Annotated in this window: 16 protein-coding genes and 1 tRNA gene; 9 read left to right on the plus strand and 8 right to left on the minus strand. The window is 71.2% G+C overall.

Annotated elements, in window-relative coordinates; all coding sequences use genetic code 11:
• Positions 1-112: 112 nt before the first annotated feature.
• Positions 113-313: a hypothetical protein gene (locus tag ACWDVB_RS06405; protein ID WP_451517396.1), complete on the plus strand. Its 201-nt coding sequence runs from the start codon at positions 113-115 to the stop codon at positions 311-313.
• 43 nt (positions 314-356) lie between these two features.
• On the opposite strand, the gene mscL is transcribed toward ACWDVB_RS06405, so the two are convergent.
• From mscL to ACWDVB_RS06435, 6 genes are all read right to left on the minus strand, one after another.
• Positions 357-833, minus strand: coding sequence for a large conductance mechanosensitive channel protein MscL (gene mscL, locus ACWDVB_RS06410; RefSeq protein WP_451517395.1), 477 nt, complete (start codon positions 831-833; stop codon positions 357-359).
• Between the two features lie 138 nt (positions 834-971).
• Positions 972-1,493 (minus strand): RcpC/CpaB family pilus assembly protein, encoded by a 522-nt coding sequence (locus ACWDVB_RS06415; RefSeq protein ID WP_451517394.1) that lies wholly within the window; start codon positions 1,491-1,493, stop codon positions 972-974.
• A 192-nt stretch (positions 1,494-1,685) separates the two neighbouring features.
• Positions 1,686-2,555 (minus strand): S-methyl-5'-thioadenosine phosphorylase, encoded by an 870-nt coding sequence (locus tag ACWDVB_RS06420; RefSeq protein ID WP_451517393.1) that lies wholly within the window; start codon positions 2,553-2,555, stop codon positions 1,686-1,688.
• A gap of 93 nt (positions 2,556-2,648) precedes the next feature.
• Complete coding sequence (locus ACWDVB_RS06425; protein WP_451517392.1) at positions 2,649-2,984, minus strand: FmdB family zinc ribbon protein; 336 nt, start codon at positions 2,982-2,984, stop codon at positions 2,649-2,651.
• 67 nt (positions 2,985-3,051) lie between these two features.
• Positions 3,052-4,323: an MFS transporter gene (locus tag ACWDVB_RS06430; protein WP_451517391.1), complete on the minus strand. Its 1,272-nt coding sequence runs from the start codon at positions 4,321-4,323 to the stop codon at positions 3,052-3,054.
• Positions 4,324-4,571: 248 nt separating this feature from the next.
• On the minus strand, positions 4,572-6,110 hold the full coding sequence (locus tag ACWDVB_RS06435; protein WP_451517390.1) for a potassium/proton antiporter: 1,539 nt from the start codon (positions 6,108-6,110) through the stop codon (positions 4,572-4,574).
• Between the two features lie 210 nt (positions 6,111-6,320).
• On the opposite strand from ACWDVB_RS06435, the gene ACWDVB_RS06440 reads away from it, so the two are divergent.
• Entirely contained in the window at positions 6,321-9,116 is a 2,796-nt protein-coding gene (locus ACWDVB_RS06440) for a penicillin acylase family protein (protein WP_451517389.1), read from the plus strand.
• Between the two features lie 65 nt (positions 9,117-9,181).
• Here ACWDVB_RS06440 and ACWDVB_RS06445 read toward each other — a convergent pair whose 3' ends face one another.
• On the minus strand, positions 9,182-9,796 hold the full coding sequence (locus tag ACWDVB_RS06445; RefSeq protein ID WP_451517388.1) for a 5-formyltetrahydrofolate cyclo-ligase: 615 nt from the start codon (positions 9,794-9,796) through the stop codon (positions 9,182-9,184).
• Between the two features lie 93 nt (positions 9,797-9,889).
• On the opposite strand from ACWDVB_RS06445, the gene galU reads away from it, so the two are divergent.
• The 7 genes from galU (at position 9,890) to ACWDVB_RS06480 (ending at position 15,641) form a co-directional block, all read left to right on the plus strand.
• The gene (galU, locus tag ACWDVB_RS06450) at positions 9,890-10,801 is read left to right on the plus strand and encodes a UTP--glucose-1-phosphate uridylyltransferase GalU (RefSeq protein WP_451517387.1); all 912 of its coding nucleotides are present in this window, start codon (positions 9,890-9,892) and stop codon (positions 10,799-10,801) included.
• 4 nt (positions 10,802-10,805) lie between these two features.
• Positions 10,806-12,152, plus strand: a complete 1,347-nt coding sequence (gene glp / locus ACWDVB_RS06455) for a molybdotransferase-like divisome protein Glp (protein ID WP_451517386.1) — start codon at positions 10,806-10,808, stop codon at positions 12,150-12,152.
• Positions 12,153-12,239: 87 nt separating this feature from the next.
• Entirely contained in the window at positions 12,240-12,764 is a 525-nt protein-coding gene (gene moaC, locus ACWDVB_RS06460; protein ID WP_451517385.1) for a cyclic pyranopterin monophosphate synthase MoaC, read from the plus strand.
• Entirely contained in the window at positions 12,761-13,345 is a 585-nt protein-coding gene (locus ACWDVB_RS06465; protein ID WP_451517384.1) for a MogA/MoaB family molybdenum cofactor biosynthesis protein, read from the plus strand. The genes moaC and ACWDVB_RS06465 overlap by 4 nt, the downstream gene beginning before the upstream one ends.
• The gene (locus tag ACWDVB_RS06470) at positions 13,342-13,965 is read left to right on the plus strand and encodes a GNAT family N-acetyltransferase (protein WP_451517434.1); all 624 of its coding nucleotides are present in this window, start codon (positions 13,342-13,344) and stop codon (positions 13,963-13,965) included. The genes ACWDVB_RS06465 and ACWDVB_RS06470 overlap by 4 nt, the downstream gene beginning before the upstream one ends.
• Before the next feature lie 260 nt (positions 13,966-14,225).
• The gene (sepX, locus tag ACWDVB_RS06475) at positions 14,226-15,482 is read left to right on the plus strand and encodes a divisome protein SepX/GlpR (RefSeq protein WP_451517383.1); all 1,257 of its coding nucleotides are present in this window, start codon (positions 14,226-14,228) and stop codon (positions 15,480-15,482) included.
• A gap of 85 nt (positions 15,483-15,567) precedes the next feature.
• Positions 15,568-15,641: transfer RNA gene (locus ACWDVB_RS06480), tRNA-Ala, on the plus strand.
• 85 nt (positions 15,642-15,726) lie between these two features.
• On the opposite strand, the gene ACWDVB_RS06485 is transcribed toward ACWDVB_RS06480, so the two are convergent.
• Complete coding sequence (locus ACWDVB_RS06485; RefSeq protein WP_451517382.1) at positions 15,727-16,245, minus strand: GNAT family N-acetyltransferase; 519 nt, start codon at positions 16,243-16,245, stop codon at positions 15,727-15,729.
• Between the last annotated feature and the right edge of the window lie 13 nt (positions 16,246-16,258).

A 16,258-nucleotide genomic window follows, 5' to 3' on the forward strand; every position in this document is an offset into this window, starting at 1 on the left:
CCACACGCGTATCACCGCCCGGCCCCCCGCGGCCCCCGGCTCGGCCTCGCAGGTCAGGGCCTCGGGGCCGTCCGACGGCGGCTGTCCGGTACGGCCGACGTACCCTGGAGGCATGAGTACCGCCCCCGCCCACGGATCGCGCGATCCGGAGGAGCCGAAGAAGCCGAAGAACACGCTGGTCTTCGACGATCCGCTGTCGCAGCAGTCTTCGGACGATACGGACCGAGGGTGGGGCGAGCGGGCCGATTCCGGCGGCGACAGCGCCGCCGACCTGGCACGCTTCCTCGACGAGAAGCCGCCCCACCACCTCTGAGCCCACCAGCTCCGAGGCCGGGGCCGGGCTGTTCCCCGCCGGGCTACTCCTCGCGGGGCCCGGAGCCGCGCTGCGCCACCAGGGCGTCGCGGATCTCCTTGAGGACCTCCAGCTCGGAGACCTCCATGACCTCCTTCGTCCCTTCCTTCTCGGCCTTCCTGGCGGCCGCCCGCGCCAGGTACTTGGCCATCGGCAGCACCATCAGGAAGTACACGACGGCCGCGGTGATCACGAAGCTGAGGATCGCGCTCAGCACGGAACCCCACATGATCGGGATGCCCGAGACGACCTTGCCGGTGCCGTTCGTCTCGCAGGGTGACTTCAGGCATGAGCTGTAGTGGTCGAGGTTCTTCGTCCCGAAGGCGCCGACCAGCGGGTTGATGACACCCTTCACGACCGAGTTCACGATGTTCGTGAACGCGGCGCCGATGACCACCGCGACCGCCAGGTCGACGACATTGCCGCGCATCAGGAAGGCCTTGAAGCCCTCCCAGACGCCCGGTACCTTCTTCTCGCTCACCACGAGGCCCTTCGTCGCATGTGCGGGGTGCGGAACAGACGACTCCGCAACCTACGCCAGACCGTGGACGGCCTGTCCAATCCGCTCTCCCGGACGAGCGACGTGACCGGGTGTCAGTGCGATCGTGAACAGGGACGCTCATCGCAGCGTCACCGCCAAGCGGGCACTCGCCCCGGCTCCGGCCAGTCGCGCCGCCGTGTCGCGCGGCACCGAGAGCACCACCAACGCCCCGCTCTCGGCAGACCCTTCCACCTGCTCGGGCACCTCGGAGACCCGCGCCCCCGCCGCCACGACGCGTGGCTTCGCACCGCTCCCGGGCGGCCCTTCGGCGGCGATCACGTCGACCCGGTCGCCGGGGCGCAGCAGCCCCACGGCGGCCGCGTCCGCGATCCGCACGGGCGCGGTCACCGCCTCCGAGGGCGGCGGCTGCGCCGAGGGATCAGCGGCCGCCGCGGAGCCCCGCGGTCGACCCGTGTCCGGAGGGGGAGGGGCCGAGGCCGCGAGGGCGGCGGCGGTCATCGCGAGCCCCACGGCCAGGGCCCGCCGCCGGTGGCGCAGCAGGCGCCGCAGCCGCGGGTGCCCGCCGCGCACCCGCACGGGCGAGAAGTGGGGGACCGGGCAGCCGTCAGCCGGCCGGGCCTGAGTAGGTACGTGGGTCACGACAACCACCGCCTGCGATGCGTAGAGCTGGGCTTCCGCTCTCACGATGCAGGCTCGCGCCGATTCCCGCTGAGGCCCGTGGACTACTCCCCGGTTGTGGACAACTCCCTCACCCGAAGGGGAAGTTCCGCCCAGCCTCCCTGTCCTCCCCAGGCTCTCTTGCCTCTCTTGCCTCTCTTGTCTCCCTCAGCCTCACGGCAGCGGAATCCCCGGATCCATCCCACCCAGCGCCCCCGCACACAGGCATCCCCGCGCCCCGTCGGCCGGCACCGGCACCGACACCGGCAACCCCGCGATCGCGTCGAACAGCACACCCCGCAGCCGGTCCACATTCGCGGCGAACACCTGGAGCACCTCCTCGTGGGAGACCCCCTCACCGGTCTCCGCGCCCGCGTCCAGGTCGGTGACCAGCGTCAACGACGTGTAGCAGAGCTCAAGCTCCCGCGCGAGCACCGCCTCGGGATGCCCGGTCATGCCCACCACCGACCAGCCCTGAGCCGCGTGCCAGCGCGACTCCGCCCGGGTCGAGAAGCGCGGCCCCTCGACCACGACGAGCGTTCCGCCGTCCACCGGCTCCCAGCCACGGCCGCGGGCGGCCTTCAGCGCGGCCGTCCGCCCCGTCGGGCAGTACGGGTCGGCGAGCGAGACGTGCACGACGTCGGGAACGCTGCCGTCCGGCAGGGGCACCCCGTCGAAGTACGTCTGCGTACGCTCCTTGGTGCGGTCCACCAGCTGATCGGGCACGAGTAGCGTCCCCGGTCCGTACTCGGCCCGCAGTCCGCCGACCGCGCACGGCCCGAGCACCTGGCGTACGCCGACGGAGCGCAGCGCCCAGAGGTTGGCGCGGTAGTTGATGCGATGCGGTGGCAGATGGTGGCCCCGGCCGTGCCGGGGAAGGAACGCGACCCGCCGGCCCGCGGCCTCGCCGAGGAAGAGCGAGTCGCTCGGGGCTCCGTAGGGGGTGTCGACCTGGACCTCGGCCACGTTGTCGAGGAAGGAGTAGAGACCGGAGCCGCCGATCACGCCGATCTCGGCCCGCGTCGCGTTCGCCGTGTTCACCATGGACCGCACAGTAGCCGGGCCCGGACACGCCGAAGACCCCGCCGTCGGTGGACGGCGGGGTCCCGGAGAAAGGCTTTGAAGCGGGAAGAGGCCCTACGCGGCCGAACTCGAAGACGTCGACGACGTCGAACTCGAAGACGACGAGGAAGCCGATGAGGACTTCGCGTCGGACGACGATTTCGCGTCGGACGCGGGCTTCGCGTCGGACGTGGACTTCGACGTCGCCGTCGACGGCGTGCTGCTCGACGACGAGCCGCGGCTGTCGTTGCGGTAGAAGCCGGAGCCCTTGAAGACGATGCCGACCGCCGAGAACACCTTCTTGAGGCGTCCCTCGCAGCTCGGGCACGCCGTCAGGGCGTCGTCCGTGAACTTCTGCACCGCCTCGAGGCCCTCGCCGCACTCGGTGCACTGGTACTGGTACGTCGGCACTTGCTTCCTCCTGGCACTCTCACTCGATGAGTGCTAACGACGGTCCATAGTGACGTATTCCGCGAGATCAGTCCACCGTGACCGGCACGCGGTGACCGACGCCACGTGCCACGGTGCGGCCCGAGGTCTTGGGGACGAGCCGCGAGCGCAGCGTCACGAGGACCACCAGGGCCAGTGCCGTGCCGCCCAGCGGGACCAGGAACCCGGCCCCGTCCCAGAAGCGGTCCTCCAGCTGTCCGGCGACCGTGACGGCCGCCGCCTGCCCGAGCGCGACCGCGCCGGTCAGCCAGGTGAAGGCCTCGGTGCGGCCGGTCGGCGCGACGAGCTTGTCCACCAGCGTGTAGCCGGTGATCAGCGCGGGCGCGATGCAGACGCCGACCAGCAGGCCGAGCCCGGCGAGGAGCGGCGCGGAGTGCGCGGCCCACAGCCCGGAGGCCATCAGCGTGAGCGCCGCGTAGGCGACGAGGAGGCGCCGCTGCGGGGAGACCTTCCAGGCGATGGCGCCGCAGACGACGCCGGAGAGCATGTTGCCCGCCGCGAACGTGCCGTACAGGACGCCGTTCAGGCCGGGCTCGCCGATCGACTCGGAGAAGGCGGCCAGCGAGACCTGCATCCCGCCGAAGACGGCGCCGATCCCGACGAACGTCACGATCAGGACCCGGATGCCGGGGACCCGCAGCGCCGAGACGTGCTCCACGCGCGCGTGGCCCTCGTCCTGAGAGGACGGCTTCGGCTGGGTGCTCTTCTGCGCGGCGAACAGCAGACCGCCGATCAGCGTGAGCCCGGCCTCCGTGAGCAGGCCGGCGGAGGGGTCGATGCCGGTGCACAGCGCGGTCGCCACGAGCGGGCCGAGGACGAAGGTCAGTTCGTCGGTGACCGACTCGAAGGCGGCCGCGGTGGTGGCCAGCGGCGAGTCCTGGAGCTTGACGCCCCAGCGGGCCCGCACCATGGGGCCGATCTGCGGCGTCGACGCGCCCGCGGGCACGGCGGCCACGAAGAGCGCCCACAAGGGGGCGTCGGAGAGCGCGAGCACCGTCAGGGCGACGACGGCCGCGGAGTGCACGAGCACGCCGGGCACCAGCACGGCGCGCTGCCCGAACCGGTCGGCGAGCTTGCCGCTGAAGGGGGCGAACAGCGCCATGGAGACGCCGGTGGCGGCCGAGACGGCGCCCGCGGCACCGTACGAGCCGGTGGTGTGCTGCACCAGCAGGACGATGGAGATGGTCAGCATCGCGAACGGCTGTCGCGCCGCGAAGCCGGGGAGCAGGAACGTCCAGGCGCGAGGGGTGCGCAGGAGCTGTCCGTAACCCGGGCGGGATTCGGTGACCGTGGATGCCACGGCCCGTGCCTTTCTGCCGCCTGGTAGCGCGGCCCCCCTTGTGGGGCGGCGGCGCCGAGAGCTGTCCTCTTGCGCGGAACTGCGGTAGATGCCGGGGCCCACTGCGGGGGCGCCACGACCGCCATACGGTCGCGCCAGCTCTGCTTCAGGCAGAGTTGGTTCGATCAGGTGGTTCGGTTGAGTGCCTTTATCGTACAGGGAAGAGCCTCATCTGCCCCTGTGATCACAGCCGATGAGACCCCCGCCACCTACGATTGGTGTTTTTCTCCGTCGGTTCCCAGCCAGCCGGCGAGCTTTCCGCCGTGCCCGACCGCGCGCAGCCGACTCTCGGCCGCGTCCCGCACCGGGTCGGTCGCCACCACCAGGAGCTCGTCGCCGCGCCGCAGCACCGTCGTCGGCAGCGGCACGAACGATTCGCCGTCCCGCACGATCAACGTGACGGCCGCCCCCATGGGCAGCCGCAGCTCGCCGACCTCGACGCCGTGCATGCGCGAGCCCTTGGGGATGCCCACCGACAGAAGATGGCCGCGCAGCCGCTCCAGGGGCGCCGATTCGATCCCCAGGTCGGCGGCCTCCGGGGAGCCGCCGATCCGCAGCGTCCGGGCCAGCCAGGGCAGCGTGGGGCCCTGGATGAGGGTGTAGACGACGACGAGTACGAAGACGATGTTGAAGATCCGCTGGCTGTCCTCGACGCCGCTCACCATCGGGATCGTGGCCAGGATGATGGGCACGGCGCCGCGCAGGCCCGCCCAGGAGAGCAGCGCCTTCTCCTGCCACGGCATGCGGAACGGCACCAGGCTCAGGACGACCTCCAGCGGGCGCGCCACCACCGTCAGGATCAGGCCGATGACGATCGCGGGCCAGGTGTCGGCGAGCAGGTCGTGCGGGGTGACCAGGAGGCCGAGCAGGACGAACATGCCGATCTGGGCGAGCCAGCCGAGCCCTTCGGCGAAGCCTCGGGTGGCGGGCCAGTGCGGCAGCCTGGCGTTGCCGAGGGTCATCGCGGCGAGGTAGACGGCGAGGAAGCCGCTGCCGTGCGCCATGGCGCCGGCCGCGTAGGCGGCGACGGCGATCGCCATCACGGCGATGGGGTAGAGGCCGGAGGCGGGCAGTGCCACATGCCGCAGGCCGTAGGCGCCGAGCCAGCCGACCGCGATGCCGATCGCGGCGCCGATCGCCAGCTCCAGGGCGATCTTGCCGAGCAGCATGTACCACTCGTCCACCGGTCCCGCCGTGGAGAACGCCACGACGAGGATCACCACAGGGGCGTCGTTGAACCCCGACTCCGCTTCCAGGACGCCCGTGATGCGTGAGGGGAGCGGCACCTTCCGCAGCACCGAGAAGACCGCCGCGGCGTCCGTGGAGGAGACGACCGCGCCGATGATGAGCGCCGGCCGCCAGTCCAGGCCCACCAGATAGTGGGCACCGGCCGCCGTGACGCCCACGCTCACCGCGACGCCCACGGTCGAAAGGACGGCGGCCGCCGGCAGCGCGGGCCTGATCTCCTTCCACTTCGTGCCGAGGCCGCCCTCGGCGAGGATCACGACCAGGGCGGCATAGCCGATGACCTGCGTCAGCTCGGCGTTGTCGAAGTGCACGTCGCCGATGCCGTCCTGGCCCATGACGACACCGATGCCGAGGTACAGGAGCAGGCTGGGGAGCCCACTGCGCGACGAGATGCGGACCGCCGCCACCGCGACGAGCAGAACGAGCGAGCAGACGAGCAGGAGCTGGTTGAGGTGGTGGACAGTCAGGGGCCGTTCCTTCCTCCATGCGCGCGCAAGCACTTCTTGCGAGCCAAGTACTTCGTTACCTTACCTAATTGTTAACGCCTTCTTGATGCCTTCGAACGCGCTTACGATCTTCAGGGGTCCGGTTCCTGACTCCGCGTCCGGAGCCGAGACGCCCTGCGCCTATGGTTGCTCCAGCGCTCCCAGAGCCGCCCACTCGACAGCACAGCCCGCCCTGCCGCTCGCGTAAGGACAGCAAGGACAGCGATGCCCTCCAACACCAACGCCTCTTCCGGTCATAAGTCCGGCAAGAAGAAGGGGCGCCGAGCCCGACTCGTCGTGATCGTCCTGGTCCTGGCCATCGTCGGAGGCATCGGCTTCGGCGCGTACTGGAGCGTCAGCACCGTGCGCGCCTCCTTCCCGCAGACCAAGGGAACGATCAAGCTCGACGGCCTCTCGGGCCCCGTCGACGTGAAGCGCGACGGGAACGGAATCCCGCAGATCTACGCCGAGTCCGACGCCGACCTGTTCATGGCGCAGGGCTACGTCCAGGCGCAGGACCGCTTCTGGGAGATGGACGTACGACGTCATATGACCTCCGGGCGGCTCTCCGAGATGTTCGGCAGGAGCCAGGTCAAGACCGATGAGTTCCTGCGCACGCTCGGCTGGCACCGGGTGGCGAAGAAGGAGTACGACTCCAAGCTCTCCCCGGAGACGAAGAAGTACCTCCAGGCCTACGCCAAGGGAGTCAACGCCTACCTCGACGGCAAGGACGGCAAGGACATCTCCGTCGAGTACGCGGCGCTGGGCTTCGAGAACGACTACGCGCCGCAGGAGTGGACCCCCGTCGACTCCGTGGCCTGGCTCAAGGCCATGGCCTGGGACCTGCGCGGCAACATGCAGGACGAGATCGACCGCTCCTTGATGACGAGCCGCCTCGGCCCCTCGCAGATCAAGGACCTGTACCCGGAGTACCCGTACAAGCGGAACAAGCCCATCGTCCAAGAGGGCGCGTACGACGGCGTCACCGAGGAGTACGACGCGAAGGGCACCCCCGGCACCCAGTCCGGAACCGGCGGGACCGGCGGCACCACCGGCACGGGTGGCACCACCGGCACGGGCGGCACCGGCCTCGCGGGTGGCGCCCAGGCCCCCGACGGACTCCAGTCGCAGCTCTCCGAGGTCTCCGACGCCCTGGACGGGGTCCCCGCGATCCTCGGCCCGAACGGCAACGGCATCGGCTCGAACTCCTGGGTCGTCGCCGGTGACCACACGATCACCGGCAAGCCGCTCCTCGCGAACGACCCGCACCTGGCACCGCAGCTGCCCTCCGTCTGGTACCAGATGGGCCTGCACTGCCGGTCGGTCTCCGACAAGTGCCAGTACGACGTCTCGGGCTACACCTTCTCGGGCATGCCGGGCGTGGTCATCGGCCACAACAACGAGATCGCCTGGGGCATGACGAACCTCGGCGCCGACGTCACGGACCTGTACCTGGAGAAGTTCGCCGGGGACGGCTACCAGTACGACGGCAAGGTGAAGCCCTTCACCTCGCGCGAGGAGACCATCAAGGTCGCGGGCGGCAAGTCGAAGAAGATCACGGTCCGCGAGACCAACAACGGCCCGCTGATCTCCGACCGCGACGACGAGCTGGTCAAGGTCGGCAAGAAGGCCCACGTCGACACCGCGGCCCCCGACCGGGGCGACGGCTACGGAGTGGCGCTGCGCTGGACCGCGCTGAGCCCCGGCAAGTCCATGGACGCCGTCTTCGACCTCAACAAGGCGGAGAACTTCAAGGAGTTCCGCAAGGCGGCCGCTTCTTTTGAAGTGCCCTCCCAGAACCTGATCTACGCCGACCGCGACGGCCACATCGGCTACCAGGCGCCCGGCAGGATCCCGACCCGCGGCAAGGGCGACGGCTCGCTCCCGGCGCCCGGCTGGGACCCCGAGTACCGCTGGACCGGCTCCATCCCGCAGGACGCGCTGCCCTACGAGTACGACCCCGAGCGCGGCTACATCGTGACCGCCAACCAGGCCGTGATCGACGACACCGACAAGGCCAAGTACCCGTACAAGCTCACCTCGGACTGGGGCTACGGCGCGCGCAGCCAGCGCATCGACGACCTCATCCAGTCGAAGATCAAGAACGGCGGCAAGATCTCGACCGAGGACATGCGCCTCATGCAGATGGACAACAGCAGCGAGATCGCCAAGCTGCTGGTGCCCAAGCTGCTGAAGATCGACGTCAAGGACAAGTACGTCCGCGAGGCGCAGAAGCTCCTGGAGGGCTGGGACTACACCCAGGACGCCGACTCGGCGGCCGCCGCGTACTTCAACTCGGTCTGGCGCAACATCCTCAAGCTCGCCTTCGGCAACAAGCTCCCCAAGGAGCTGCGCGTCAAGGGCCAGTGCCTGAACGTCGAGCCGGCCGGTAACACCGGCCCCGCCGACGAGGGCAAGAAGGTGCGCGAGTGCGGTCAGCGTGACGCCGACTCGGCGCAGCCGGACGGCGGCGACCGCTACTACGAAGTGGTACGCAAGATCCTCGACGACGAGACCAACGACTGGTGGAAGACGCCGGCGACCCGCACCGACGGGAAGACCAAGACCCGCGACGGGCTGTTCGCGCGGGCCATGGAGGACGCGCGCTGGGACCTGACGGCCAAGCTGGGCAAGGACATCGACACCTGGAGCTGGGGGCGGCTGCACCGCCTCACGCTGAAGAACCAGACGCTCGGCACCGAAGGCCCCGGCTGGCTGCAGTACGTGCTCAACCGCGGCCCCTGGAACCTCGGCGGCGGCGAGGCGGCGGTCAACGCCACCGGCTGGAACGCGGCGGGCGGCTACGGCGTGGTCTGGGTGCCGTCGATGCGCATGGTGGTGAACCTCAAGGACCTCGACAAGTCCAAGTGGATCAACCTCACCGGCGCCTCGGGGCACGCGTACAACGCGCACTACACCGATCAGACCGACAAGTGGGCCAAGGGCGAACTCCTGCCGTGGGCCCACACGGAGAAGGCGGTCGAACGCAGCACCAGCGACAAGCTGGTCCTGCGCCCCTGACCGGGACCGGCAGACAGTGAAAGGGCCCTCCACGCGCGTGGAGGGCCCTTTCGGTATTCCGGGGGTCAGCGGAAGCGGCGTACTCCGGAGGGCGTCACCACGGCGTGCACCGGGTGGTCGTGAGCCTCCGCCGGGATGTGGGCGACCACTTCGGAGTCGTACAGGAGCACCACGAGCGCGGGATCGGCGCCCGCGCGCTCCAGACGGGCCAGGACGCGGTCGTACGACCCGCCGCCGCGTCCGAGCCGTGTCCCGCGCGCGTCCACGGCCAGCCCCGGCAGCAGCACGGCGTCCGCCGCCAGGATGGCCTCCGGCCCGAGCCGGGCCCCGGAGGGCTCCAGCAGCTCGATCTTCCCCGGGTGCCGCACGCGGACGAGGGAGCCCTCTCCGTCGTACGCGGCCCAGTCCAGGTCGTTGTCCGCGAGCAGCACCGGCAGCAGGACGCGCGTCCCGCGCGCGTGGAGGGCGTCGAGCAGCACGCGCGTGCCGGGCTCGCTCCCCACGGAGACGTACGCCGCGACCGTCCGCGCCCCGGCCAACTCGACGAGCTCCAGCGCGCGCTCGGCGAGAACCGCGGCGGCCTTCTCCGCGTCATCCCCAGTCAACCCGCTTCTCACCGCGAGGAGGTCTCGCCGCAACGTGCGCTTGGTTGGCTGGCCGTCGGCCTCGGTTCCGCTCATGGGATGCTCACAAATCCTTTCTGATGGGCTCATATGCCGTTCAACAATCTGGACCCACAGATTCCGCACATACGTACCGGATATGGTGGCCGCATGACTGAGTCTCACCCCCCCCACCCCCGGATCACCAAGGCGGTCATCCCGGCGGCAGGCCTCGGCACGCGCTTCCTGCCGGCCACCAAGGCGACCCCCAAGGAGATGCTGCCGGTCGTCGACAAGCCGGCGATCCAGTACGTGGTCGAGGAGGCCGCGTCCGCGGGTCTCGACGACGTCCTCATGATCACGGGCCGCAACAAGCGCCCGCTGGAGGACCACTTCGACCGCAACTACGAACTGGAGTCGGCCCTCCTGAAGAAGGGCGACGAGGCGCGGCTGTCCAAGGTCCAGGAGTCCAGCGACCTCGCGACGATGCACTACGTCCGCCAGGGCGACCCCAGGGGGCTCGGTCACGCCGTCCTGTGCGCGGCTCCGCACGTCGGCAACGAACCGTTCGCCGTCCTCCTCGGCGACGACCTCATCGACCCGCGCGACCCCCTCCTCGCCCGCATGGTCGAGGTCCAGGAGCGCCACGGCGGCAGCGTCATCGCCCTCATGGAGGTGGCCCCGGAGCAGATCCACCTCTACGGCTGCGCCGCCGTCGAGGCCACCGAGGAAGGCGACGTCGTCAAGGTCACCGACCTGGTCGAGAAGCCCGACACCGCCGACGCCCCCAGCAACTACGCGATCATCGGCCGCTACGTCCTGGACCCCAACGTCTTCGACGTCCTGCGCAAGACCGAGCCGGGCCGCGGCGGCGAGATCCAGCTCACCGACGCCCTCCAGCAGCTGTCCGCGGACGAGAAGGTCGGCGGCCCGGTGCATGGCGTCGTCTTCAAGGGCCGCCGCTATGACACCGGCGACCGGGGTGACTACCTGCGTGCCATTGTCAGACTCGCGTGCGAACGTGAAGATCTGGGGCCGGACTTCAAGGCCTGGCTTCGCAGTTACGTCACCGAGGAGATGTAGCACTTTGAGCAGCAGCACGACGACACCGCCCACCGGCCAGGACGCGCTCTGGTCGGTGGAAGAGCATCTGGACGACATCCTCACGACGGTCCGTCCGCTCGAACCCATCGAGCTGCAACTCCTCGACGCCCAGGGCTGCGTCCTCGTCGAGGACGTCACGGTGCCCGTCTCGCTGCCGCCCTTCGACAACAGCTCCATGGACGGGTACGCGGTACGGGTCGCCGATGTCGCGGGCGCGAGCGAGGAGTTCCCCGCCGTCCTGCGCGTCATCGGCGACGTGGCCGCGGGCGCGGGCGAGCAGCCCACCGTCGGCGCGGGCCAGGCCGCCCGCATCATGACCGGCGCGCCGCTGCCGCCCGGCGCCGAGGCCGTCGTCCCCGTGGAGTGGACCGACGGAGGCCTCGGCGAGGGCCCCGTCTCCGGGATGCGCGCCCACAGCGCGGCCCCCGAGGGCGCCTCCGGGGAGGTCCGCGTGCACCGCCCGGCCGAGGCACGCGCGCATGTACGCGCGCGGGGCAGCGACGTCCGGGCCGGCGACCGCGCCCTGTCCGCGGGCACGGTCCTCGGGCCGCCGCAGATCGCCCTGCTCGCCGCGGTCGGCCGCGGCACGGTGATGGTGCGCCCGCGCCCGCGCGTGGTCGTCATGTCCACCGGCAGCGAACTCATCCAGCCCGGCGAGCCCCTGGCTGACGGTCAGATCTACGACTCCAACAGCTTCGCCCTCACCTCCGCGGCCCGCGACGCCGGAGCCATCGCCTACCGCGTGGGCGCGGTCGCCGACGACGCCGAGACGCTGCGCTCCACGATCGAGGACCAGCTGATCCGCGCCGACCTCATCGTCACCACGGGCGGCGTGAGCGTGGGCGCGTACGACGTCGTGAAGGAGGCCCTGACCTCCGTCGGCGACCCGGACGAGGAGACCGGCATCGGGGCGGGCAGCGGGGTGGAGTTCCGCAAGCTCGCCATGCAGCCGGGCAAACCGCAGGGCTTTGGCTCCATCGGCCCCGACCACACCCCGCTGCTCGCGCTGCCGGGCAACCCCGTCTCCTCGTACGTCTCCTTCGAGCTCTTCGTACGCCCCGCGATCCGCACCCTGATGGGCCTGCCCGACGTCCACCGGCCCGCCACGCGCGCGCGGCTGACCACGGACAGGGCGCTGCGCTCGCCCCGGGGGCGCCGCCAGTTCCTGCGGGGCAGCCACGACGCCGGGGCGGGCACCGTGACGCCCGTCGGCGGCTCCGGCTCGCATCTGATCGCCGCGCTCGCGCACGCGAACGCGCTGATCGTCGTCCCCGAGGACACCACATCGGTGGAGCCGGGCACGGACGTCGAGATGGTCCTGCTCGGCTGAGGACGCCGTTCGCGCGGTACCGTGTCGCGCACAACAGGCCCGCGCGCGCCGCACCGCGCGGGGCCCGGACCGGGAGCGCCACAGCACATGACCGCGATTTCCCGGGGGGACACCCCCGGATCCCCTGAGCAGCAGCGACTGACGCACATCGACGAGGCGGGCGCGGCCCGCATGGTCGACGTCTCCGCGAAGGACGTGACCGCGCGCACCGCCCGCGCGAGCGGCCGAGTCCTCGTCTCGCCGCGGGTGATCGAGCTTCTGCGGGGTGAGGGCGTCCCCAAGGGAGACGCGCTGGCCACCGCCCGGATCGCCGGGATCATGGGAGCCAAGCGCACCCCTGACCTGATCCCGCTCTGCCACCCGCTGGCCGTCTCCGGAGTGAAGCTCGACCTCTCCGTGGCGGACGACGCCGTCGAGATCCTCGCCACCGTGAAGACGACGGACCGTACGGGCGTCGAGATGGAGGCCCTCACCGCGGTGACCGTCGCCGCCCTCACGGTGATCGACATGGTCAAGGCCGTCGACAAGGGCGCCGTCATCACGGACGTACGCGTCGAGGAGAAGACGGGCGGCAAGTCCGGGGACTGGAGCCGCGAAGGAGCGGGCGCATGAGCGGACGGCACGGCCACGCGCACGGGCACGCGGACGGGGAGCGGGAGCACGGGTCGTCGGCGACGACCCCGCAGGGGCCGGGCGCCGCGTACAAGGCGCTCGTCGTCACCGCCTCCAACCGCGCCGCCGCCGGGGTCTACCCCGACCGCGGCGGCCCCCTGATCGCCGAGGGCCTGGCCGCGCTCGGCTTCGCCGTCGACGGGCCGCGGGTCGTCCCCGACGGCGACCCCGTCGAGCAGGCCCTGCGCGTCGGCGCGCAGGCGGGCTACGACGTCATCGTCACCACCGGCGGCACCGGCATCTCACCCACCGACCGCACCCCGGAAGCCACCCGCCGCGTCATCGACCACGAGGTGCCGGGCATCCCGGAGGCGATCCGCGCGTACGGCAGGGAGAAGGTCCCCACGGCCGTGCTCTCCCGGGGCCTCGCCGGGGTCGCGGGCCGGACGCTCATCGTGAACCTGCCGGGTTCCACGGGCGGGGTGCGCGACGGCCTCGCCGTCCTGGAGCCGCTGCTGCGGCACGCCGTGGACCAGCTGCGCGGCGGCGACCATCCCGGACCCGCGGGGGGTGCGAGCTGAACAGCCCTTCCTGGCCCGTCGAGCTGACGGACGGCGATGTCACCCTCCGCCCGATAAAGATGCGCGACCAGCGCGCGTGGCGCGAGGTCAACCGGCGCAACCGCGACTGGCTGCGCCCCTGGGAGGCCACGATCCCGCCGCCCACGGCCAGCGGCCCGATCGTGCACCGCCCCACCTACCGCCAGATGGTCCGCCATCTGCGCGCCGAGGCGGCCGCGGGCCGGATGCTGCCGTTCATCATCGAGTACCAGGGCCGCCTCGTCGGGCAGTTGACGGTCGCCGGCATCACCTGGGGATCGATGTGCTCGGGCCACGTCGGCTACTGGGTCGACGAGTCCGTCGCGGGGCGCGGAGTCATGCCGACCGCCGTCGCGCTCGCCGTGGACCACTGCTTCCGCGCGGTCGGGCTGCACCGTATCGAGATCTGTATTCGCCCCGAGAACACGCCGAGTCGGCGGGTCACGGAGAAACTCGGATTCCGCGAGGAGGGGCTCCGTCCACGGTATCTTCACATCGACGGGGCCTGGCGCGATCATCTCGTCTTCGCGCTCACCGCCGAAGAGGTTCCCGAGGGGTTGTTGCACCGCTGGCACCAGGCGCGGCCCCGGAACACCGCCTAGCGGCGCCGGTCACCGCCCCGACCGCCGTAAATGAAATACGTGTTCGAAATTGATCGGCGATCGACCATCTGAGGTCCGTCTGAGGTTCCTCTCGGGATCGTATGAGGCTCGTATGAGCCTTGTCTCAGACTTTAATTTCACGCTGTTCGCGCCCTGTTGATCGCATCAGTCACAAAAAAAGTTCGAGATATCAGCCAGATCGTGCGACACACCGGCGCAATTGGCAGATGGCCTCAACGAAACCCCTCTACCGTGTGAGCGTGAGCAGCAGCGGCCTCATCTACGCAATCATCGTCGGGGCCTGGGCCGCCTACTTGGTGCCGATGTGGCTCCGTAGGCAGGACGAGCTGAACGAAGCCCGTCCGACGGAACGCTTCAGCACCGCCATCCGGCTGCTGTCCGGACGGGCGGGGATGGAGCGCCGATACGCCAAGGACCTGCAAGCCCGCTCGCCCGAAGAAGGCGAGACGCGCGGCGACCCGGACGACGTCACCGGCTCGGTGGACGTCCGGGCCTTCGTCGCGCCTCCGGTGGATCCGGTGGCACCCGAGCCGGTCCCGGTGGAGCCCCCGGCGGTCCCGGTGGAGTCTCCCGCCGCCCGGGTCGAGCCCCCGGCCCGTCAGAAGGCGCGCCCCGCGTCCGAACCGGAACCCGCACCGGAATCCGCGTCCGAACCCGAACCCGAACGCGAGCAGCCCTCGCACGCCCAGGCGTCGCGCGCTCGGCGTGCCGCCTCGGCGGAGGCCGCCGCGCGCGCCCGGCGCTCGAAGGTCCTCGCGCGGCGCCGGCGCACGACGGTGATGCTCTTCGCCGCCTTCACGGCCGGGACGGTCGTCGCCGCGATCGGTGGCCTCGCGTTCCTGTGGGCGCCCGCGGCGCCCGCCGTGCTGCTGAGCGCGTACATCGTCTATCTGCGGGGCCAGGAGCGGCGCCGCTTCACGTACACGATGGACCGGCAGCGGGCCGAGGCCGCGGCGCGGCGGCTGCGCGAGCGCCAGCCCCGGCGCAGGCCCGTCGGCGCGGAGCCCGTCGTCGACGAGGCGCGGGAAGGCACGGACCCCGGGACGGAGACGGGCCTGTCGGCGCTCGCCGCCGACCGCCGCGCCCTCGTCGAGCAGACCGACCACGCGGAGTGGGTCGACCAGCAGCGCGAGCGGCAGCGCGGGCCCGGCCGCGGCGACAGCTGGGACCCGGTCCCGGTGCCCCTGCCGACGTATGTGACCGCGCCGGTCGCCCCGCGCGCCACCGGCAGCGTCGACCTGGGCGCCCCCGACGCCTGGAGCTCGGCGCGCTCCAGCACCGCCGAACCGGCCGCCGACGAGCCGCGGCGGTCCGCCGAGGGCACCGGGGGCGTCGGAGGCGCAGGGGACATCGACGGGGCCGAGGGCGCCGACGCCGCGGGTGGGCGCAGCGACAAGCGCCGGGCCGCGTCCGCGCGCCGGTCCCGCGAGCGCGGGCGTACGCCGCTCTTCGACCAGTACGAGGACGGGGACCGGCCCCGCGCCGCCAACGAGTGAGGCGCCGTGGGGTCCGCCCCCGCTGACCAGCGAGAGCGGATTTCCGAGCACCCGGATCGGGATGCTAGAGTTTCACTCGTTGCAAGGGCCTGTGGCGCAGTCTGGTAGCGCACCTCGTTCGCATCGAGGGGGTCTGGGGTTCAAATCCCCACAGGTCCACCGCACATGAGATCCCGTCCAGTTCATCGAACTGGACGGGATCTTTGCGTTGCGGCCCCCGTCGGCTCCGGGCTGGAGACCCGGGCTAGAGCGCCTTCGCGTAGTGCAGGCTCAGCTCGTCGAAGCGGTAGTGGCCGAACTTGGTCGGGGCGAGGGCGTAGCCGCTGGAGAGGTAGAGCGATATCGCCTCCGGCTGCTTCGTGCCGGTCTCCAGGACCATGCGGGCGCGGCCCGCCGCCTTCGCGTCGTCCTCCAGGACCGCCAGGATGCGGCGGGCGAGGCCCAGGCCGCGCGCCTCGGGTGTGACGTACATCCGCTTCAGCTCCGCGTCGCCGTCGTCGTACCCCTCGCCGTTCGCGTCCATCGCGCGCCAGCCGCCGGTGGCCAGCGGGGTGCCGTTCTCGTCGTACGCGATGAGGTACAGGCCGTGTGGCGGCTCGAACATGGACGGGTCGAGGTAGGTGGCGTCGCCCTCGTCGCCGTAGCGCTGCGCGTATTCGAGCTGGACGCGGTCGTTGAGCTCGACCGCGTCGGGGTGCGCGAACGTGACCGTGCGCAGGTGGACGGGGGTGGCGGTGGCCGCGGCGGCAACTTGGATAGTCATGCGAGGCATCGTA

Source organism: Streptomyces sp. NPDC003379 (assembly GCF_053589195.1).

Excerpts from the sequence above, each read along its gene's own strand:
- ACWDVB_RS06405 (WP_451517396.1), top strand. The coding sequence starts at position 113 with ATGAGTACCGCCCCCGCCCACGGATCGCGCGATCCGGAGGAGCCGAAG.
- ACWDVB_RS06420 (WP_451517393.1), bottom strand. The coding sequence starts at position 2,555 with ATGGTGAACACGGCGAACGCGACGCGGGCCGAGATCGGCGTGATCGGC.
- ACWDVB_RS06440 (WP_451517389.1), top strand. The coding sequence starts at position 6,321 with ATGCCCTCCAACACCAACGCCTCTTCCGGTCATAAGTCCGGCAAGAAG.
- ACWDVB_RS06445 (WP_451517388.1), bottom strand. The coding sequence starts at position 9,796 with ATGAGCGGAACCGAGGCCGACGGCCAGCCAACCAAGCGCACGTTGCGG.
- galU (WP_451517387.1), top strand. The coding sequence starts at position 9,890 with ATGACTGAGTCTCACCCCCCCCACCCCCGGATCACCAAGGCGGTCATC.
- moaC (WP_451517385.1), top strand. The coding sequence starts at position 12,240 with ATGACCGCGATTTCCCGGGGGGACACCCCCGGATCCCCTGAGCAGCAG.
- ACWDVB_RS06465 (WP_451517384.1), top strand. The coding sequence starts at position 12,761 with ATGAGCGGACGGCACGGCCACGCGCACGGGCACGCGGACGGGGAGCGG.
- ACWDVB_RS06485 (WP_451517382.1), bottom strand. The coding sequence starts at position 16,245 with ATGACTATCCAAGTTGCCGCCGCGGCCACCGCCACCCCCGTCCACCTG.